We start from the raw sequence: 22,078 nt of genomic DNA, 5'->3' as shown, positions 1-22,078 counted from the left end.
TTAGTAAGTCGCTTGCAATCTTATTTTCTTTCTGACTATAATACTTGTATACAAGTATACTCAAAATCAAAAAGGGTGATTTTATGAGCCAATCTAAGGACTATTTATACCCACAAAAATGGCTTTCTAAAGCTTCAACAGGCGATCGTGTAGCCTATGAACTTAGAATGCGCATTATTTCAGGCTTAATTGAAAGCGGTACCATTCTTTCTGAAAACAAACTAGCAGCTGATTTTGAAGTAAGTCGTTCACCTATTCGTGAAGCCTTAAGAATACTAGCGTCTGAAAATATCATTCGATTAGAGAAAATGGGCGCTGTTGTCATTGGTTTATCAGAAAAAGAAATTGAAGAAATTTATGATGTTCGTCTGTTGATTGAAACATTCGTGTTTGAACGTCTCATAAAAATGGATACAACTAGCTTAGCAATAGAGCTGAGCAAAACATTAGAAATGATGAAGGTTGCCATTAAATATAACGATGCCGACGAATTTTCTTATCAGGATGTTATGTTCCACGAGGCAATTATTCGTTCCATCGATCATTCTTATATGACGATGATTTGGAATAATTTAAAGCCAGTAATGGAAGGCCTTATTTTGTTATCTATGCGCATGCGCTTCCAAGAAAAATATGAGGATTTCACTCGTATTGTGAAAAACCATGAGCTGTATATTGATGCGATCAGAGCAAAGGATCGAGAGCTCATGATTAAATCCTTACATGAAAATTTTGATGATGTTCAAGGCAAGGTAGAAGATCTATGGCGGTCACAGCAAATGCTATCTAAAGGGGTTGAGCCACAAAATGACTAACTATATGTTAGGTGTTGATATAGGGACTACTAGCACCAAAGCCGTATTATTTAGTGAACAAGGCAAGGTTATTCAACAAGAGAATATTGGGTATCCATTATATACACCTGATATTTCAACAGCTGAGCAAAATCCAGAAGAGATTTTTCAAGCTGTGCTGCAAGCCATTACCCACATTATGAAAGTCCATTCTGACAAATCATTATTATTTGTTTCCTTTAGTAGTGCTATGCATAGTGTTATTGCTGTAGACGAGGATGATCAACCCTTAACACCTGTCATCACTTGGGCGGATAATCGTAGTGAGGCATGGGCACATAAAATTAAAGATGAATGGAATGGACATGAGGTTTATAAAAGAACTGGTACACCTATTCATCCAATGTCTCCATTAAGCAAAATTACTTGGCTTGTAAATGAGCATCCTGAAATCGCTCGAAAAACAAAGAAATACATTGGCATTAAAGAATATATTTTTAAGAAGTTTTTCGATCAATACGTTGTGGATTATTCTTTAGCTTCATGTATGGGTATGATGAATCTCCATACATTAGATTGGGACGAAGAAGCTTTAGCCATTGCAGGTATTACGAAAGCACAATTATCGACTCTTGTACCTACAACGCAATCGTTTTCTAACTGTAATGTCCGTTTAGCTAAACAAATTGGTATTGACCCTCAAACACCGTTTATCATTGGTGCAAGTGATGGCGTACTGTCCAATTTAGGTGTTAACGCAATTAGAGAAGGTGAAATTGCTGTCACAATTGGGACAAGTGGTGCTATCCGTACTATTATCGATAAGCCCAAAACAGATGTGAAAGGTAGAATTTTCTGTTATGCCTTAACAGAAAATCATTGGGTTATCGGCGGACCCGTAAACAATGGTGGTATGGTATTACGCTGGATTCGTGATGAGTTTGCTTCTTCTGAGATCGAAACAGCCAAAAGACTAGGTATTGATCCATATGAAGTGTTAACAAAAATTGCAGAACGTGTAAGACCTGGTGCTGATGGACTGCTATTCCATCCTTATTTATCAGGTGAACGTGCACCTTTATGGAATCCAGATGTACGTGGTTCATTTTTCGGTTTAACAATGTCACATAAAAAAGAACATATGATACGAGCCGCTCTCGAAGGGGTTATCTACAATTTATATACGGTCTATTTAGCATTACTCGAGTGTATGGAAAGCCCTGTCACACGTATCCAAGCAACAGGTGGTTTTTCACGCTCTGAGATTTGGAGACAAATGATGGCTGATATTTTTGAATCGGAAGTAGTAGTACCTGAAAGCTATGAAAGTTCCTGTCTCGGTGCTTGTATTTTAGGCTTATATGCGATTGGAAAAATTGATTCCTTTGATGTTGTCGCTGATATGGTTGGTGACACTTATAAACATACCCCAATCGAAGAGGCGGCCAAAGAATATAGACAATTGCTCCCCATTTTCATTCGTTTATCTAGAGTGTTAGCAGATGATTATGCGTCAATTGCTCATTATCAAAGGAGCTTAATTAAGCCCGACTAAAGAGGAGGAGAATACATGCCATTAGTTATTGTAGGTATTGGTATTATTGCGCTATTAATTTTAATCATGGGCTTTAAATTAAATACATTTATCTCATTAATCATTGTTTCATTTGGTGTGGCATTGGCTCTCGACATGCCTTTAGATGTCATCGTGAAAACGATTGAAGCAGGATTAGGTGGTACGCTAGGTCACTTAGCATTAATATTTGGACTTGGAGCTATGCTTGGCAAGTTAATTGCGGATTCAGGCGGTGCCCAGCGCATTGCCATGACCCTTGTAAACAAATTCGGTGAAAAGAACATCCAATGGGCCGTTGTAGCCGCATCCTTTATTATCGGTATCGCTCTTTTCTTTGAAGTAGGGCTTGTGCTATTAATCCCTATTGTCTTCGCCATTTCAAGACAATTAAAAGTTTCTATTTTATATTTAGGAATTCCTATGACAGCAGCCTTATCCGTCACACATGGATTTTTGCCACCACATCCAGGACCAACCGTCATCGCTGGTGAATTCGGGGCAAATATTGGTGAGGTCTTGCTTTATGGCTTTATCATCGCCATTCCAACCGTTATTTTGGCAGGGCCATTATTTACAAAGTTGGCAAAAAGATTAGTGCCTGAATCATTCAACAAAACTGGGAATATTGCTTCTTTAGGTGAACAAAAAACATTTGAATTAGAGGATACCCCTAGCTTTGGCATAAGTGTCTTCACTGCACTATTACCTGTGATTTTAATGTCCCTTGCCACTATTATTACACTGCTACAAAAAACAATGGGCTTTGAAGATAATGGCCTCTTAGCAGGTATCCGCTTCATCGGTGAAGCTGGTACGTCCATGCTAATCTCCTTATTAGTAGCTGTTTATACAATGGGAATAGCCAGAAAAATTCCGATTAAGCAGGTAATGGAATCCTGTACAACAGCCATTTCACATATCGGTATGATGCTTTTAATCATTGGGGGCGGTGGCGCCTTTAAACAGGTATTAATCGATGGGGGTGTTGGGGATTACGTTGCCGAGCTATTCCATGGAACTACCTTATCACCGATTTTACTTGCGTGGATAATTGCCGCTATTTTACGTATTTCATTGGGGTCTGCTACAGTGGCTGCTTTAACAACAGCAGGGCTAGTCATTCCAATGTTAGGTCAAAGTGACGTGAATCTCGCTTTGGTTGTGCTGGCAACGGGTGCAGGAAGCTTAATTGCTTCACATGTCAATGATGCTGGTTTCTGGATGTTTAAAGAATATTTTGGGTTAAGCATGAAGGAAACGTTTGCTACATGGACGTTGCTAGAAACAATTGTATCTGTAGCTGGTTTAGGATTTATTTTATTACTTAGTTTATTCGTTTAAGAAATGTAAAAAAGGAGCGAGCACAATGTTAAATACAATAGGCGTTATTGGTTTAGGTGTTATGGGCAGTAATATTGCTTTAAACATGGCTAATAAGGGCGAGCAAGTGGCCGTTTATAATTACACACGAGATTTAACCGACAAACTACTACAAAAGGTCGAAGGACAAGCGCTTACTCCTTACTATGATATCGAAGAGTTCGTACAATCTTTAGAAAAACCAAGAAAGATATTTTTGATGGTGACAGCTGGGAAGGCTATTGATTCCGTTATTCAATCTGTAGTGCCATTCCTTGAAAAAGGCGATATTATTATGGACGGTGGTAACTCTCACTATCAAGATACAGAGCGTCGATATGATGAATTAAAAGCACAAGGACTCGGTTATTTAGGAATTGGGATTTCAGGCGGTGAAGTGGGTGCATTGACAGGGCCATCTATCATGCCTGGTGGTGATCAGGAGGTCTATGACAAAGTAGCACCTATACTTACAAAAATCGCAGCACAAGTGGATGGTACACCATGCTGTACGTATATAGGTCCTAAAGGTGCAGGCCACTTTGTTAAAATGGTGCATAACGGGATCGAGTATGCAGATATGCAGCTAATTGCTGAGGCCTATACGTTTTTAAGAAAAAATGTAGGATTATCTGTTGAGGAAATTGCTGATACTTTTGAAACATGGAATCAAGGCGAATTAAAAAGCTATTTGATTGAAATTACAGCTGAAATTTTAAGAAAAAAGGATGAAGTAACAGGTTTACCACTAATCGATATGATTCTTGATAAAGCAGGTCAAAAAGGTACTGGAAAATGGACTAGTATGCAATCCATTGATAACGGTATCCCTACATCGATTATTACAGAAGCCTTATTCGCTCGCTATATTTCATCATTAAAAGAGGAGCGGGTTCGAGCTGAAGCTATACTGTCAGGGCCGAACTACAATCCACAAAATCAAGATAAAGATGTGTGGATAGAAAACGTACGTCAAGCCTTATATATGGGTAAAATCTGTGCATATGCACAAGGCTTCACACAATATAAAATGACATCTGAGCTTTACAACTGGAACTTGCCATTAAAGGATATTGCCTTAATTTTCCGCAGTGGCTGTATTATTCGTGCAGAATTTTTAAATGTGATTAGTGAAGCCTACCAACAGCAACCTACACTTGATAATTTACTAATTGACTCTTACTTTGCAGAAAAGACAAAGGACTATCAAAACGGCTTAAGAAAAATAGTTTGTGAAGGCATTCAAGCAGGTAATGCGTTCCCATGTCTAAGTGCTTCTCTCACATATTACGATAGTTATCGAACAGGCTCATCTAATGCGAACATGTTACAAGCACAACGTGATTATTTTGGCGCCCATACGTATGAACGTACTGATGCAGAAGGTGTTTTCCATACAAATTGGTAATTAAAAAGCTAAAATATACATCATTCCTTCCATGAATGATCGTATATTTTAGCCTTTTTTATTCTAAATAAACATGTACTCGATTACGCCCTGCTTGCTTTGCTCCATACAGTGCCTTATCCGCTTTATTTAAAAGCTGATACAATGTCTCTTCTTCATTTGTTCCTTCAGCTACTCCACAGCTAATGGTAGCATAAATAGCCCCCTCAATAGTCATAAGAGGTTGTGTTTCTACACAGTGACAGAGCTGCTTAGCTAATGCTTCCCCCTTAGACAATGAATAGCCCTTGAGTGCAAGAACAAATTCCTCACCACCATATCTTGCAAAAAGCTCGCCTTTTTTCAATTGACTCTGACAAACCTGTACAACATGAACAAGTAGCTGATCGCCGACAGCATGACCATACGTATCATTGACACTTTTAAAATAATCAATGTCCATTAATACTACTGTAAATGCTGTTGATGATGCTCTTATCTCGCTGAAGGCTTGATTACATTGTTGAAAAAATGCTCGACGATTATAGATTTGTGTCAGTTCATCATAATAAGCCTGTTGTTCTAACATCCGTTGTAGCTTCTTTAACTCTGTAATATCGGTAAAAATGAGTAAATGCCCATTACCATGATTAACATGCCGTAGCGCTGATATGCGTACCTGGTAAGTATGACTCATAAGATCAAGCTCTATTTCTTGCGTATTCATCGTCGTCTCTAATGTAAATGGCATCGTTTGCCCAGTTACTTCAAGCCATAGCTTCCTAAAATCCACACCAAACATAGACCGAGTTAGTTGAGGGAACACCTTGCTACATGCTTGATTAAACTCTATTAATCGAAACGACTCATCTAACACAATGACCCCATCATTAATACTTTGGAATATAGCATCTTTGGCAACAGGCATTACACTAAATAAACGGGAGGAATTAATAGACCATAAATACAACAGAGAAGAAATCCATAAGACCATTGGAACAGGATCAACCCCTTGAGGTGTTAGACCCAATAAGTATATAAAAGCAGTGATCATAGGAATTAACTGACCACACATTAAGGCAATCAGTTGTTGGCGATAAGTTTTACTTGTTTCTTTCCAATACTTTACTATTAGTAAAAAGGATACAAACATACAGCCAAACGTAAATATACCATGAATGATGTACCATATACCGATTTCCTGATAAACATAAGGAGCCCCTAACACGGGATCAACTTCAAATATCTTATAATGAAAATGGTGCATATCATTTGTAGCAACCATTATTAAACTAATAAAAGGGATAGCTAGAAGGGCCATTATCTTTTTCCTTGACAAATGAAAGCCCAAATATTGCATGATAAACAATAAACCGAGCGGTGTTGAAAAAGCCATACCTACATATTGAATGGCTGTCCAAAACTTTATTGCGTCCAGTGTTGTAGCTATTAAACCAAAAGCAGAGGCAAAACAATATACCGTAATTAACGCCGTATACCCTATAAACAATTGCGCAATTTTTGCGTAATTGTAGCGTTGTAGAAATACGTATAAACATAAATACAAATTTAGAAAACCCGATGTACAGCTAAGAGTAATAAAAGCAGTCAATTGCGAATTCATGTGTATGTACCTCTTTAAATTTTTTATTTTTAATGTAGCATACATGCAAAATTTTGTGGATTTATTTATTATCTAAAATGAAAAGAGAATGTTAAGGAGTACCCATATGACGAATAAGAACAACCTAGAAATCATTTTCCACCCTGATTCAGCCGAAAGCCTAACACACCCCTTTTATAAAAAACAAATCGTTTTTACAGGGGCTCTTTCTACAATGACCCGTTCAGAGGCTGCCAAACAAGTAAAAGCCTGTGGAGGGTCCTTGCAGGGAGCTGTTACACAGCAAACGGATTTCGTCATTCTTGGAGATAAACGTCGTGGCATCAGTAGCAAACAGCATAAGGCTGAACAGCTAGTTACTCAAGGGCACGACATCCAAATACTGATAGAGGACGATTTTTTATGGCTTATTTCAATACCAAAGGAAATTGACAAGTAAAAAGAGTATGTAAGATTTCACCTCTTACATACTCTTTTATGTCTATATTATTGTTTTTATCAATAAATTCTAGATTAACTATTTATTGACCTTAGGCGCTGGATAATCAAAGCCTTTTGTATCCACTTCTACCTTTTTCATTTGCTGATCTTCTAGCGGCTTATCTGTGGCATCTCGCTCAACCGCAACAATGGCATCGACTGTTTCCATACCCTCGATCACTTTCCCAAAAGCAGCATAATCCCCATCAAGATGTGATGCTTCCTTTACCATAATGAAAAATTGAGAACCTGCAGAATTAGGATCTTGCGAACGAGCCATCGAAATAACACCACGTTCATGCTTCATATTATTGTCAAATCCATTTGATGAAAACTCACCATCAATTGAATAATCAGGTCCACCAGTACCATTCCCTAAAGGATCTCCACCTTGAATCATAAAATCAGGAATTACACGTTGGAAAATAAGACCATCATAAAATCCTTCTTTCACTAAGGAAATAAAGTTAGCGACTGTATTTGGGGCGACAGTAGGTTCTAATTCAATGACAATTTTTTCATCATTGCTCATCGTAATCGTCACAATTGGATTTTCCTTCACTTCCGCCGCATAATCCACTGTGTCTCCTTCAGATTTTGCTGTGTCTTTAGCGGTACCACAGCCTGTTAAAACAAAAGTGATTGCTAGTAATGATAACACTAAATAAACACCTTTATTACGTGCGAACATATTTTTCAGCTCCTCTACTTAACCATCTATTCATTATAAAACTATCCGATTGCTTAAGACAAATAAATCCAATACTCCTATCGTTTCTTCCTTATCGACCCGATATTTAGTTTGTAATACTATACTCATCTCGAGCCTTATTCTATCTAAAAACAAGTACCAGCCTCCTTTATGACTGGTACCTAATTTGATTACTAAGTGAGTTCATGTTAAAAATACACCTGACTTTAATAAATGAGAATTCCTTTGTCTAAAACAGATTGATTTTGAACCTGATTTCCTAAAATATATAGCCTTTTTAGGTTAGGCATATTCACTAAAGGCTCTACATCTGAAATAGCGTTATTTTCTAAATGAAGCACCTCGATTTGTTGCCAATTTTTCATGAAATGTAACGATTGAAGTGAACTATCCTGTAATGTGAATGAACGTAAAGCTGAAAGGCCAGCAAAGTAAGGCATGATCTTATCAACCTCATCTATCCAATCACTATTACCTATTTGAATCGATACATCATTCAAAGTTAAATGTTCCAACACGTTGTTTGTTAATGGTTGTTGACTATTAAATTGAAAATTGCATTCAGAACAATTTAATGTCTTTACGTGCTGTAAATTGAATAAATCACCTGTTTCTTCATAAAAAATGGTCTCATTAAAATGAATTGTTTGCAAACTAGGTAGGTCATTTAAGGAACGAACGCCCGTGAAAACCCCATACTCCTTGACTGTAAGCTTTTCTAGCTGTGGGTATTTCAGAAATGCTGCACCATTCAATTGCGATTCCGATCCACTTATATAAACAGTCAAATCTTTTAAAGTGGGTGCCTCTAACTTTTGTATAAAAGAACCCTTTAGCTCCGCCTTCTTCAAATTGGGTGCTGCAATCGGCGATGTATCGCCATAATAACCAGCTAATGATAACTCAGTGAGTGATGTCAGACTGTTCACAATATCAAGCAATTCAAATTGACCTGGAGAAGATAAACGTAGCTTTGTCAAAGATGATTTATTTCTAAGCTTTTCTAAATTGGCAATGTTCATATTTTCGAGATCAAGCGATTGTAGGTTAGGCATATTTTGTAAAAAATCAAGCGTTTTTAAATTTCTTACCGATGTAAGCTTCAATTCTTGTAATTGATTCAGTGAATAGAAGGAGCTAAAATCGGTCGCTTCACTATTGTCTATCGCTAACGACTCTAAATCAGTTAATGTAGACAACCACTTCAAATCATTGGAAAATTTTAAAGACAATGATTTTAGTGACAATTTATTAAGAAGCTCAAAATCCTTAACTTCTTCAGTCACATAAGATATTTCAAGTGATTGGAGATTCGGAAACTCTAATAATAAAGCAAGTTCCTCATTACTTCGAATTTGGATAGAGAGCTCTACAATATTAGACTTATCGCTAAAATATTCCGCAATTTTACTAAATGATTCATTAAAGCTACCTGTATAGCTTTTTAAGTTTTTCAGATGTCGAAAGCTTACCTTTTCACTTTGTGCTATTTCATAATCATTCATGAGCTTCAATACAGTTAGTCCAGTAAAGGCTTCAAAGTCTTTTTGTTCGATTTCTTGCGTATTTAATAACTTATCCATCATGATATAGGTAGAAATTTCAGCTTCCTTATTTGTAAATGGATCGTCTAGACTGTAATCAAAATGCCATTGATCATCAGAGTAGTAGGGGGCCAAATATCGAATACTTGCAATCTCTTCTTTAGTTGGCATTGCTCCACCCTTATCAAAAATGTCCCTTAAAAAGAATAGAAGCACTTCACTTTCAGGCATTGTTCGAACAGCTATTTTTTCATGGTTTCCATGCTCTGTTTGATTACTACTAAAAAGAAAATACCCAAGAAAGGCACACAAGAAGACAATCGGTACAATAAGAAGTGCCTTTAAATTCGTTTTGGGACGTGTAGCTGTATTAGGAGCAGCTGTACCATAATAATGATTAATCGTTTGATCTACATAATAGACTTTATTTTCTTTCAGCATTATTTCAGTTTCACAAAAAGGACATTTAAATGATTGCCCTTCTTTATATTCAATTTTCCCATTACAATTCGGACAATTTAGTTGAATTAATTCCACTGGCAGTCCCTCCCCAGCTCTATTTTTCATTAAGCTTAGTTGTCTGAAAAATAAATGTCAATATTTCTATGAAATACTAATTATATCTTTTACCATGTTCAAGACCCTAAACGGCAGCGAGGACCTATCAAGGTTTTTCCCCTTTTCCTTCTCATCAAATTTCCCACTTTCAAATAAGATACCGTTTCTTGTATCAAGCTAAGCCCCTAGCTATGTAGAAGGACAGTAAATATGGTATCTTTTTGCAAAGGTATTATTTTCGAAAGTGAGGATTTTCATCAATGCATCAACATAATTTTTGGCTTGATTTACCACGGCCATTTTTCATTTTAGCACCAATGGAGGATGTGACAGATGTTGTATTTCGTCATGTCATTAGTGAAGCGGGGAGGCCTGATGTATTTTTTACGGAATTCACCAATACAACAAGCTATTGTCAACCTGGCGGCTTCGAAAATGTACGTAACCGCTTAGCCTTCACTGAAGATGAGCAGCCAATTGTTGCCCATATTTGGGGAGACAACCCTGAGCATTTTCGTCAAATGAGCATCGGTATGAAGGAGCTAGGCTTTAAAGGTATCGATATTAATATGGGGTGCCCGGCCGATAATGTGGCTGAGAGAGGTAAAGGAGCCGGCTTAATTCTTCACCCTGAACTAGCCTCAGAAATAATTCAAGCAGCAAAAGCAGGTGGCTTACCTGTTAGTGTAAAAACAAGACTTGGCTTTACAGATGTAGCAGAGTGGCGTGCGTGGCTCACTCATATTTTTAAACAGGATATAGCTAATCTTTCTATCCATCTTCGGACACGAGAAGAAATGAGCAAGGTCGCAGCACACTGGGAATTAATTGCAGACATCAAAAAGCTACGGGATGAAATTGCTCCTAAAACGTTGCTGACAATCAATGGAGATATCCCTGACCGTTTAACAGGTCTAAAACTAGTGGAGCAATACGGCATCGATGGAGTCATGATTGGCCGAGGCATATTTTCAAACCCATTTGCTTTTGAAAAAGAGCCATCAGAGCATAGCGCCAAAGAATACCTTAACTTACTATACTTGCACCTCAACCTTCATGATCACTACTCTAAGGAATTCGAAATGCGTTCATTTAAAGCATTGCAACGTTTCTTTAAAATATATGTGCGCGGCTTTAAAGGCGCTAGTCAATTACGAGTTCAATTACTAAATGCAAATTCCACCGATGAAGTACGTGATCTTCTAGCAGCCTACACTGCTGAGTAAATCTTCAGATAAGATACGACATACGCTAAAGGAGACTGGCTATAAGCCAATCTCCTTTTTACTTTACTTGTAATACATATTAAACCTTAAAAGGGAATGGAAACTAAATTATAAGGTATATTCCATAATTTCTATTTATGTTATATACTAAACGCTATAATAATAAAGGGGTTTACAAATTTGGTAAATAATATTAATTTCATACTGCGGGTATTTTTCTTTTGCCATCAAAGACCGGACCGTTCTTTCCATTATAAGGGGCGGAAACTCCCTCTATGTGCAAGATGTACTGGTATGGCAGTAGGTTACCTCTTATCCATCATATTAGTCATACTCTTAGGCATATTTGATTTATGGATAATAGCCTTATTAATTTTACCAATGGCTATTGATGGTACAGGTCAATTATTTGGTAAATGGACAAGTAATAATAATAGACGGTTCCTTACTGGATTAATTGGTGGAATCGGCATTATTTATATTTTCTACACTATTGGTTACCAATTTTTTTTATTTGGTCAATATGTTGGAAGAAGACTATAACAAAATATCGGAGGTACAATTATGTATTGTAGAAACTGTGGTGAACATATTTCCGAATACGCAGAAATTTGTGTCCACTGTGGTGTCCGCGTAAAAAATGCAAGTGGAGAAGACACACCAAACTGGGCTGTTAATATAATTACACTTTGCTGTGTGCCACTTGTTGGGTTAATTATGTACTTTGTTTGGAAAAACGAAAAACCAGTTGCGGCTAAATCAGCCTTAATGTTCTTCTTTATTAACATAGGAATTACCATATTATTCTATATTATAATGTTCATTATTGGATTATCGAGTTATTAAATCAGGTATACATATGACAAAATTCTGTCTCTTATTAGGCTTTAATCAAGCAATGTGTATTAGCAGTAATATTATACTTAAAGGAAAAATTAGTATAAGCTACAGATTCTAATAACGTTGCAATTAGAGGAGTTGTAAGTTTTTCCTAGTTGTTTAAGCCAATGATAATGGGAAATATGTCAAAAGAGCTTATCTACTTTAATTACTACGCCTATTAATGTCATTAAACGAAGAAAAAACAGCAAGGCAAGTTGATTAATAAATAAGAAATTTTTAGTATGTAAGGGGTTCTAATATGTTTTGTCCTAATTGTGGTTCTAGCGTTGACGAAAATGCCGAAATATGTCTACATTGTGGTGTCAACGTATTAAAATTTAACAACCATGTAAATGTAGCAAAAAATGATAACCCAAATATTTGGGTTAATGTCCTCAGCTTATGCTGCTTCCCTCTACTTGGCATTATCCTCTATTTTATATGGAAAGACACACAACCAAAAGCAGCAAAGTCTGCTTTAATCTTTGCATTATGTGGGCTAGCTCTTTCAGTTATTATGATGATTATTGCATTTGTAATAGGCGTTGTAGCAGAAATGATGAATGATAGCTATTATTATTAAATAATTCTGCCACAGTGGTCTGGTATGGTAATCTGCTTATTCCACCATAAACAATAAAGAAGGGTAGACATTTATATGTCTCCCTTCTTTTTATCGTATGGCTATAAATAAAAGCAACGAGCTTAAAAGTATGTATGTATGAGCCAGCCGTTTTTTATTTCAATCATTTTAACTATTAAGATTTTATAAGATGACCATCTTTATCAGTAAATTTACCAACGATAATCATAATCAAATCGATCAATGTCCAAATACCCAATCCACCTAATGTGAAAAACATTAAAATACCTGTACCAATTTTACCAACATAAAAACGATGAGCCCCTAGACTTCCTAAAAAGAAACAAAGTAATACTGTTGCTACAAAATTTCTGTCTGACATATAAGCACCTCCAATCAATTCATAAATACTACATTAAACCCTATTAAATGATTATATTACAAATAAAGTATTTTTCAACATTTTTTCCTTTTAATTATAAAAATAAGGATATTTATTTGTTGATATACATATCAAAATTTTCTAAAACGTATGGACTAGCTTTACAATAAAAAAAATAGGCATATTCAGATAATCTGAATATGCCTAACTATTAAAAATGTATTACTTGCTTCAGAAGATGATGATGCCAATAAAATTTGTGTTTAGCATCCTTAGTTTTTATTTAAACTTAATTTTCTCTTCCGAAGCTCCTTTAGTATATGTTATGTTCGCTCCAACAGGTAAATTTCGAATTTCTTTTACATTTTCCCCTTCAATAATAATTTCACCCATTTTCGTTCCTTTAAAGTCAATAATCGCATTTCCTTTTTTGGGACTAATCGTTACCGTTTTGTCCGCAAATCCTTCACCATGGAATTCAGCATATTGACTAAATACCGCAATCCCATTTTTAATATTTGTATTGTCCCCTAACGTTAACGAAACACTTGGGCGATTCACTATTAATTTACCTGTTTTGTAGTTATTAAAGCTATATACATTTTCAGGTAATATTGGTGTTGGTATTTCTTCTTTCCCTGCCTTCAAATCAATTTGAACTAATACTGGGTCATGATCCGATGCTCGGCCTTGTGCCTCTGTAAAGTTCGCATTAATATGAATCAAGTCAATTTCGGTAACATCAGCAAGATTATTCGAAACTAAAATATGATCCAACACTTGATTATTCCCTTGGAAGAAGTACGTAAAACGGTCTTTTTCTGGGGCTTTATCTACCATATTCGTTAAAACATCACCTTTTAACGTTCCAAGTGCTGGTGTGAATTCAAAGTCATTCATGTCCCCTGCTACAATGATATTTAAATTCGGATTCGTTGCAAGACCTTTATCGATAAAGTCATTGATGGCTTGAGCAAGCTGAAGACGTTTCGTTACTGATTCTAACACTGGCGGCTGTGTTGGCCCCCAAAGTGAACCATCCCCACCTTTAGAATTTAAGTGAGCTCCAATAATGACTACACGCTCTTCCTGGAATTCAAATTCTGCTGCAATTGGTTTACGTGTATCTACAAATTTTGATGGATCAACAAAGCCAGGATTTAAGGCAAGACCTCCATCTGCTGTCCACGTATTCGCTTGGTCACCTACTCCCTTTATACCTGTCACTAATGAAACACGCGTCGGGTTATATAAGTAACCTACACGAATATTACCACCAGGTGCACCACCTACTGTATTGTTAATTGGCATGACATCAATCCAATCATAGGCAGGACCACCCGCAGCTTTAATTGCATGAATTAATCGCATATAGCTTTCCGATGCATCAGCATTTCCTGAATCAATTTGCCCATCATTATCTTGTACTTCGACTAATGTAATGATATCTGGTGACTTCATGTTTTTCACAAATGTCGCTGCAATTCTGTCTACTTTTTCATTTGATGTATTGGCAACATTATTCGAAAAGTTTTCGATATTATAAGAAGCGACATTTAACTTGTCCGCTACTGGTTCAAGATACGTCACTTCTTGTTGAAGATTTGCCTTTGTCACTTCCGGGAAGACCTTATTCGTGTTCAGTCGATAGCCATCTGTAAAATTTTCTACAAATCCGATAAGCGCTTCATTAAAACGATCACCTGAATCATAATTTTTCCCTGCTACCCCTTCAAGCATAATTTTTTCAGGGTTATAATCGTCGACAGCAATATTTAAACCACCATTCACATTAAATGTATTATTTGTTGTGCTCGGTACAACAATTGGTGAATCATTATTATAAATCGGTCCAATTACTCTCGCATCCGGGAATGATACCCGCATATACTCGATGGATTCCCAAAAGTCGATGCCATCTTCTTGTGGGTCAAAAACGGCAAAGCCATCATTATCGATAATTTTATTAGGTGGGAAAAGGTCCTCCCCTATCACAAGAGCTTCTGGAATTACTGCCGTACCCGTTTTTGTAATAGTTGTTGCTGAAATTTGCGTATCTGTCAATCGAGAGTTTCCACCTGCTTCTATTACATTTCCTGCTACTTTAATAACATCCCCTACTTTTACATTATGTGCCGACTTATTTACCTTGATTGCTGTTGATTTTACGCCATCGAACGTCGGCCCATTTTCTTGCATAATAAAGCTAGTTGAATTGATAACAAATGTAGCAATTCCCTCTACATCATTTACCGTTAAATCGACATATGGTGATTTATGGCTTGCCCCTTGAATATCGCTAATTTTTGCATTTTTAGTATCAATAATTTCATAAACAAATGTAGCAATCGCACTGTTCGTTAAACCTTCTTTTACCGCAATCGCTTTAATCGACATTGGTTTATTAACAAGAATTTCTCCTGTATACTTTGTACTGGCTGTAGTTGGTGTTGAGCCATCCACCGTGTAATAAATGGTTGCACCTTCTGTCATTGTAGAAAGTGAGACTTTCGTGCCCGCTGTTACGCCCCCAACGTGAGATGCTTTGATATCCTGAACCTTTGTTACATCTTCAATAATGCGTATCGGAAGCAGTTGGTGGTTTGTATATTGACCAATAATTCCTGTAATTTCCCCATACGTTTTTCCACTCACTAAACCTGAGTCACGTGTTTTATCGTAAATAGCAAATGTACCTACATCATCTGTTCCGGTAAAGTTTTGACCTGAACCAGTAATGGCAACATTTTTAATCGTTACTAATTTCGACTCATTATCTTCTGCAACCTCAATACTTTTAATAATGTGTGGCTCTGGTATTGTCGAAGGAATAGGCATGCCAACAAGCGAAATATTCATTAATTGCTTTAGTCCGCTATATTCAGCTACTTGACCTTGCACCGTCACCCGATCACCGATATTAGCAGTAAGACTATCTACAGGATAAATGGCTATCGCCGCACCATCTTCATCTTGAATGTGCGCTGTAGCAGTTTCTAATTTTGCTGTTACAATACCTGATACGATGACATTTTGTCCGATTTCTTTATGACGAGCTTCCGTAATTGAAATAGTGGATGGCGCATCTTTAACTGTAAAATTTAAGGATGTAATTTCGCTATCGTTTAAGCCAGTTGCTGTAGCAAATGCTTTGATCGTCATTGCTTCATTGACAACAATGCCAGCTGCCGCATCATAAACCGCACTAGCTGTTGACGGTTCAGAACCATCTATCGTGTAATAGATTGTTGCATTTGGCGTATCTGTAGACAATGTTACTTTTGTTCCTACATAGACTTCGCCTGTTGCTGGAACAGCTTTAATATTCGCTACTTGTGTTGGCTCATAATTTAATACTAATTGGAAGCTTTTCGAGCTTAACGTTTTTAATTGATAAGTTCCGTTAAAAATTGAAGCAATCCCTGTCACGGTAATCACATCATTGTTATTGAACCCATCTGCTTCAAATTGAGAGAACTGATAGCCTGTACGGTTATCATGGCGAATTAACAGCTCGTTATATGCTGCATCGACTGCTTTAAATTCAAATGTACCAGACGTACCAGATGGCTTTAAATCTTTAATCTTCATATTTTCAAGTGTAATTAATTCACCTTGCATACTGTCATCAATCGGTAGATTCACTGTTTGTGGCGCTGGTGCTGTCCCAGTTGAAATTCGTTCAATTATCGGTGAATTAAATTGAACCTCTCCGCTATATAAACTCGTTTTCCCTGTGATTTTGACAATATCTCCAACAGCTAAGCTCCCTGCTTCGGGAGAACTGGAGAAAACATATACTCCTGCTGAATCATCCTGTACATAGAAGGCCTTACCTCCCCAGCTACCAGGTGTTGTCGTAACCGTCCCTTGAATTTGGACTGTGCGGTCCGTTCCAACCGCTGCACGAGCTTCAGCAATTGTTAATTCAGAAGTTGGATCCAATTGACTGACCGATTCCCCCACTCCAATAGCTTCTGTCGTTTCCGCCTTTGCAATTGTTAAGTAAGGCAAAATCATAGAAATTACAAGTAAAAATGATAAAGCTATCTTGGAAACGACATTACATTCATATTTCTTCATTCGTTTAGCTCCTTATGATTTTTTATCTATACAATCAACTTTTTCCCTATCTTACAAAGGAATTTACTAGAAGTTATTATTCAATTATTGTGTTCCCTTCAACGGTTAACCCATCTAAACTGATATTCACATTTGGTGCAGCAATGATTAAATCCCCTGCAATAGTACCAGTACTACCAGATGGCATTAAAGAGTACCTCCCTGAAGCTGTAGGTGCTGTTAGCGTTACATTCCCATTCAAGGTTTGACCATTCAAATCAATCATTACTAAATCTGTTAGCGTTACATCTGCAGTCATTGGAGCTGTTAACCTAATCAAGTCTCCTGCTTTAGCTTTATTTAATGCTTGTTTTAATTCCTCCGCATTCTTTACATTAAATTCACTCACTTTTTCTGGTGGAATAACCGGATCGGGTGCCACATTTCCTCCACCTGTATTTGGAACCCCTGTACTTGGCGAAGAACCTCCAATAATGGCTTTAATTTGGGAAGCAACCGAGGCATAGTTTGTTATAATTTTTGTTACCGTTGAACCTGCTGGAATCGACAAGTCATTTATTAGTAAACCTGAACCGATTGTAATTCGAGCATCAGCGTTTAGAACCGTTAAATATTTCACTAAACCAATAGCATTCAATTCTAACTCCACTGCCGTAGGAAGCAACAATCGTTCAAACTTTACATTCCCAGTCATATTCAGTTTTGCCGTAGATTCAATTGTTACCTTCGTTGCTGATCCATCAATATTTATAGCAGCAATGGGAGCTGCTATGATAATTTCTGGAATCACCGTGTCCGTCACAATCGACATATTATGACGCTTGACTTGTACTTTTTCTGTGTGCGAATTTTTGATTTTCAATACAAGTGTACTTTGACCATCTATTGCATCAGCTATAATTAAATCGCCAGTAATTGTAGTACCATCAAATTCCATTTTCCTCTTAACATTTGAGGTAATGATTACATTTCCTGTAACTGATACATTTTTAACAGTCACACCATCTGCGTTAATTGTTATCGAATCGAGCGTTGCATTTGTATTGAATACAACGCCCATCTCTGCTGAACCTGCCTTATTTAAAACAACGTTATTTACTTTTGTTATAATCCCATTTTCAATAGTTGCTGTAATTTTTGCTCCTGTTAGTGCGGTTTTATTTTTAGTTGTAAAAATTGACTTTACTGAATCACCAAATAAATAAGTTTTACCATTAATAGCAATTTCATTCGCTGTATATTTTTCAACTTTAAACGTTACACTTTGAGAAGGTTGAGTAGTCGGATTACTAACAGCTTCTGAACGAGTAATAAATGCAGCCAGTTGTCCTCGTGTTACATTGGAAGAACCATCAAATAATGTAGCTGTCTTACCAGCCGTTACGTTGTTTTCATATAAAGCAGCAATCGCTTCTTTATAATCTGCACGCACATCAGTGAACGGTAATGAATTCGTATTTGAAGCTTTTAAATTAAAAGCGTTCGCTAAAATTTTTGCTACATGGTTACGTTGAATAAATTCATCCTGACGGAATGTTCCATCCTCATAACCATTAATAATCCCCTTTTCCTTTAATGCAGCAATTGCACCAAAATATACATGATTAGTAGGAATATCTTTAAAGTTTGGATTGCTAACATTCGATGTATCCAGTCCTAATACACCCGCAATAATTTTAGCAGCTTGTCCACGTGTTACGTTTTGCTCAGATTTAAATGTCCCATCTTGGAACCCATTAATAATGCCACGATCATTTAAATTTTTAATCTCGTCATAAAATGGATGCGTTCGTTGTACATCCTTGAAACTACTAGCTTCAGATGCAATCGGTGCTACTACTACCGCTGAAGCCGTTAATGCCATTGCTGTTATTGCTTTTAAATACTTCGATTTTCCCCATTTACGCATACTTAGAGTAATACCTCCCCATTCCTATTTAATAAGGATGATTTTGAATCCAATCAATACAATTAATTGTAATTATTAAACATTTCCAAAATATTGTTTAACATAGTAATTTTAACAGAAAAATAATAAATATATTGTTATTTAATATTAATATTCTAAATTTTTTGTAAAATGTTTATATTAAACTTTTACAATATTATTTAGAATAGTAGTTTTATAATAAAACCTAATTTTCTGTAATTACATTTTCACATAAACTAAAGCGCAATTGTGCCCTCACCTCTATTAGACATTGAAAGGCCCGACACAAAAGTAAAACCTCTACAACTTTTGTACGGGAGGGCTGAAATAACCGAGGAGTTGGCACATTTGCCTGAACGTAGATAATACTCTTACCTTAAAGTTAACCTCAATGTCATATCCTTAATAGGAAAAAAGCCAGTGAGTATCCATCTCGCACTGACCTAAAAAAAGGAGACAAATAAAAACACCTTTCGTTGAAAAACGGGTATTAAATACAAAACATTCAACGTGGAGGTGTTTTTTCTATGGGTACTAAACCAATCTCCTTTTTGTTTTACTTGTAATACATCTCAAAAGATTATTGACTACAGATTCTCTTCTGAACATTCTTTATTGACCATCTTTTTATTGTCAGTATGAATGCTTTTCATTCCTTCAAAAAACGAATACTCTTCCCTTAAACATTTCTCTAACGCTTCGTTATCCTGCGGAAGCTGTGCTAAGTAATGTTTAGAAAAATGAATCCTTTTTTGGATTTCTTGTTGGTTCTGTGTTGTCGTTCCGTGTCCTGGTATATGGGTTGTTATTTGATGATGCAGTAAAATATCTTCAGCTTTACGAATAGTATTGACATAGTCTTTATAACTGCTAAAAATGAAAGGAAATTCAATATCTGACAAGTAATCTCCCGAAAGAAATAGCCCATACGGCTCTATCACTGTAAATAAACCATCATCCGTATGACCAGGTGCTTGATAAAATGTCATAGTTATCGAATCTAACTCTAATGTTTGCCCATCCTCTGAAACGACAATATCTACTGTTGGATATACAGGGGAATAGCTCCTCTGTATATAATAACTTTGATCAAATTGTTTGATTTTTTGAATGCCTTTTGCTTTGTTCGGGTTTTTATCAAATTGTTTAGATGCAATTACCTTTGCTCCTGGAAAGGCCCCTGAACCAATAATATGGTCAAAATCGCTATGAGTGTAAATAATATATAGTTGCTTATCACCCTTCATGTTGTTTAGGTAAGCCTGAATTTCCTCAATTTCGCTAGGTAACCAATTAGGATCTGTCATAATTATCGCTTCATTCGTTTGAATGATAGCCGAAGTAGTCATATACAATGCACTTTGAAAAACAGTAATATTATCTTTTTGGAATTGAATCATCATGAACCTTCCTTTTCCCCTTTTAAAAGGGAGCATCTTTAAGTGAGTATTTTAGATTTTGAACAGGAATTTCTTATTTATAGAGTTCGAGCAAATTCGGTAAATTCCTTCTTTAAGGAAAAGTGGAAGGTACTAGGAATTATTCTTTAAGTACATATTTAATACAAAAGTATCTTTATTGATATCCTTTTAGGATTAGCAACAGAATGTGATTTCTCAGTAGTTTTGTCGATTTTGGGAATCCATTCATTCCGATTTAATCTAGAAAGATTTTTTCTCGCTAAAATATTTTATGATATGATGTTTAGGTTGTTTATCTACTACACATTTATATTCATCTTAGAAAGAGGTATCTATGCACAACTCACAATTATCCAAGCGACATTGGTTACTCATTTTAACACTTACGTTATTGACATTTGTATTAGGGACAAGCGAATTTGTTATAGTCGGAATCTTAACTGATATTTCCTCAAGCCTTCAAATGACTAATGCAAAAGCAGGCACACTCGTTTCTGCATTTGCCATTACATTTGCTATTGCCACACCACTAGTGATGTCAGCAACAAGTCATTTTCCAAAGCGTAAATGGATGTTGTTTTTGATCCTTTCTTTCATCGTCCTCAATGCTTTTTGCGTCATTTCAACGAGCTACATCATGCTGCTTGTACTTCGTATTATGACAGCGATTGTAACAGGAGTATTAATCTCTCTATCCATGATTGTTGCAAGCGAAACCATGCCGATAAACAAACGCGGACTTGCTATATCATTTGTTTTTGGTGGTTTCACACTAGCAAATGTCGTTGGAGTACCAATTGGTATTGTAATCGCAGACTGGTATGGTTGGAATGCCACTTTCATGTTAACAACCTTTCTAGGTGGTTTGGCGTTTTTGGCATCCTTTTTTGTCTTACCTAATCAACTCAGCCAAGTACGTAGTTCGATACGGGATCAGTTTTCTTTAATGATCAAGCCGCGTATTTTAATGGCCTTTTTCATTCCTGCTCTAGGATTTGGGGCAACTTACGCTGTCTTTACGTACCTTGTTCCTATTTTGAAGGGAATGGGAGCACTAAATAATTCTATTAGTCTAATCTTATTTGGTTATGGGTTTATTTCGATTTTCAGCAATATCCTCGCCAGTAAAATTGCCAGTCATAATGCTATCGGTCGCCTTCGCTTTGTTTTTCTTGTGCAGGCTATTGTTCTGACAAGTTTATTTTGGACTACAAATCATTTTATTTTAGGGCTGGTCAATATTGGCTTAATGTCATTAATGGCTATCCTCTTAACAACATCTACTCAGCTTTATTTAATAGACCTCGCTGAAATTTACCAACCCAGTGCGAAAGGATTGGCTGCTTCACTTATGCCTGTAGCAAGTAACGTAGGTATCGCTTTTGGTTCTGCATTAGGTGGAATTGTTTATCATCAGGGAAATTTAATGAATGTTACATGGGTCGGTGGGATTGTTGCCGTCTGTGCAAGTTTGCTAACTTTTCTTAGTCACCATTTAGATCAAAAACTAGAGAAATCAGCATAAAAATGATAGAAA

Annotated in this window: 17 protein-coding genes; 10 read left to right on the top strand and 7 right to left on the bottom strand. The window is 36.5% G+C overall.

The window, feature by feature from the left end; genetic code table 11:
* Nucleotides 1–83: 83 nt before the first annotated feature.
* The 4 genes from MHI34_RS07655 to gnd are packed head-to-tail and all read left to right on the top strand — an operon-like array spanning nucleotide 84 to nucleotide 5,137.
* Complete coding sequence (locus MHI34_RS07655; protein ID WP_036127145.1) at nucleotides 84–815, top strand: GntR family transcriptional regulator; 732 nt, start codon at nucleotides 84–86, stop codon at nucleotides 813–815.
* A complete protein-coding gene (gene gntK / locus MHI34_RS07650) occupies nucleotides 808–2,349 on the top strand; it encodes a gluconokinase (protein WP_036127147.1) in 1,542 nt (513 codons plus the stop codon). Before MHI34_RS07655 ends, gntK begins: the two co-directional genes overlap by 8 nt.
* Nucleotides 2,350–2,364: 15 nt before the next feature.
* Nucleotides 2,365–3,711 carry a GntP family permease gene (locus MHI34_RS07645; protein ID WP_036127149.1) on the top strand — a complete coding sequence of 449 codons (1,347 nt, stop codon included), beginning with the start codon at nucleotides 2,365–2,367 and terminating at the stop codon, nucleotides 3,709–3,711.
* Nucleotides 3,712–3,736: 25 nt separating this feature from the next.
* Complete coding sequence (gene gnd, locus MHI34_RS07640; protein ID WP_342504315.1) at nucleotides 3,737–5,137, top strand: decarboxylating NADP(+)-dependent phosphogluconate dehydrogenase; 1,401 nt, start codon at nucleotides 3,737–3,739, stop codon at nucleotides 5,135–5,137.
* Between the two features lie 58 nt (nucleotides 5,138–5,195).
* On the opposite strand, the gene MHI34_RS07635 is transcribed toward gnd, so the two are convergent.
* Nucleotides 5,196–6,740: a histidine kinase N-terminal 7TM domain-containing protein gene (locus MHI34_RS07635; protein ID WP_330493800.1), complete on the bottom strand. Its 1,545-nt coding sequence runs from the start codon at nucleotides 6,738–6,740 to the stop codon at nucleotides 5,196–5,198.
* 106 nt (nucleotides 6,741–6,846) lie between these two features.
* On the opposite strand from MHI34_RS07635, the gene MHI34_RS07630 reads away from it, so the two are divergent.
* The gene (locus tag MHI34_RS07630; RefSeq protein ID WP_058844094.1) at nucleotides 6,847–7,179 is read left to right on the top strand and encodes a BRCT domain-containing protein; all 333 of its coding nucleotides are present in this window, start codon (nucleotides 6,847–6,849) and stop codon (nucleotides 7,177–7,179) included.
* A 78-nt stretch (nucleotides 7,180–7,257) separates the two neighbouring features.
* Here the strand turns inward: MHI34_RS07630 and MHI34_RS07625 are convergent, their stop codons facing one another.
* A complete protein-coding gene (locus MHI34_RS07625) occupies nucleotides 7,258–7,911 on the bottom strand; it encodes a peptidylprolyl isomerase (protein WP_036127157.1) in 654 nt (217 codons plus the stop codon).
* Nucleotides 7,912–8,138: 227 nt separating this feature from the next.
* Nucleotides 8,139–10,013 carry a leucine-rich repeat domain-containing protein gene (locus MHI34_RS07620; protein ID WP_036127159.1) on the bottom strand — a complete coding sequence of 625 codons (1,875 nt, stop codon included), beginning with the start codon at nucleotides 10,011–10,013 and terminating at the stop codon, nucleotides 8,139–8,141.
* Between the two features lie 281 nt (nucleotides 10,014–10,294).
* Between MHI34_RS07620 and MHI34_RS07615 the strand changes: the two genes are divergently transcribed.
* From MHI34_RS07615 to MHI34_RS07600, 4 genes are all read left to right on the top strand, one after another.
* On the top strand, nucleotides 10,295–11,260 hold the full coding sequence (locus MHI34_RS07615; protein WP_340809625.1) for a tRNA-dihydrouridine synthase: 966 nt from the start codon (nucleotides 10,295–10,297) through the stop codon (nucleotides 11,258–11,260).
* 180 nt (nucleotides 11,261–11,440) lie between these two features.
* Nucleotides 11,441–11,803: a DUF2085 domain-containing protein gene (locus MHI34_RS07610; protein WP_058844091.1), complete on the top strand. Its 363-nt coding sequence runs from the start codon at nucleotides 11,441–11,443 to the stop codon at nucleotides 11,801–11,803.
* A 21-nt stretch (nucleotides 11,804–11,824) separates the two neighbouring features.
* Complete coding sequence (locus MHI34_RS07605; RefSeq protein ID WP_058844090.1) at nucleotides 11,825–12,106, top strand: DUF983 domain-containing protein; 282 nt, start codon at nucleotides 11,825–11,827, stop codon at nucleotides 12,104–12,106.
* 295 nt (nucleotides 12,107–12,401) lie between these two features.
* Nucleotides 12,402–12,725: a zinc ribbon domain-containing protein gene (locus MHI34_RS07600; protein WP_342504314.1), complete on the top strand. Its 324-nt coding sequence runs from the start codon at nucleotides 12,402–12,404 to the stop codon at nucleotides 12,723–12,725.
* Between the two features lie 175 nt (nucleotides 12,726–12,900).
* Here MHI34_RS07600 and MHI34_RS07595 read toward each other — a convergent pair whose 3' ends face one another.
* From MHI34_RS07595 to MHI34_RS07580, 4 genes are all read right to left on the bottom strand, one after another.
* On the bottom strand, nucleotides 12,901–13,107 hold the full coding sequence (locus MHI34_RS07595; protein ID WP_058844088.1) for a TM2 domain-containing protein: 207 nt from the start codon (nucleotides 13,105–13,107) through the stop codon (nucleotides 12,901–12,903).
* A 279-nt stretch (nucleotides 13,108–13,386) separates the two neighbouring features.
* Entirely contained in the window at nucleotides 13,387–17,190 is a 3,804-nt protein-coding gene (locus MHI34_RS07590; RefSeq protein ID WP_342504313.1) for a chitobiase/beta-hexosaminidase C-terminal domain-containing protein, read from the bottom strand.
* Nucleotides 17,191–17,266: 76 nt separating this feature from the next.
* A complete protein-coding gene (locus MHI34_RS07585; protein ID WP_342504312.1) occupies nucleotides 17,267–19,099 on the bottom strand; it encodes an S-layer homology domain-containing protein in 1,833 nt (610 codons plus the stop codon).
* Between the two features lie 608 nt (nucleotides 19,100–19,707).
* A complete protein-coding gene (locus MHI34_RS07580; protein ID WP_342504456.1) occupies nucleotides 19,708–20,520 on the bottom strand; it encodes an MBL fold metallo-hydrolase in 813 nt (270 codons plus the stop codon).
* 355 nt (nucleotides 20,521–20,875) lie between these two features.
* Between MHI34_RS07580 and MHI34_RS07575 the strand changes: the two genes are divergently transcribed.
* Complete coding sequence (locus MHI34_RS07575) at nucleotides 20,876–22,066, top strand: MFS transporter (protein ID WP_342504311.1); 1,191 nt, start codon at nucleotides 20,876–20,878, stop codon at nucleotides 22,064–22,066.
* Nucleotides 22,067–22,078: the final 12 nt, after the last annotated feature.

The organism is Lysinibacillus sp. FSL L8-0126, assembly GCF_038630385.1.
GTDB lineage: Bacteria > Bacillota > Bacilli > Bacillales_A > Planococcaceae > Lysinibacillus > Lysinibacillus fusiformis_D.
The sequence above is the reverse complement of the archived record's forward strand: the minus strand, read 5'-3'. Positions and strand labels throughout refer to the sequence as shown.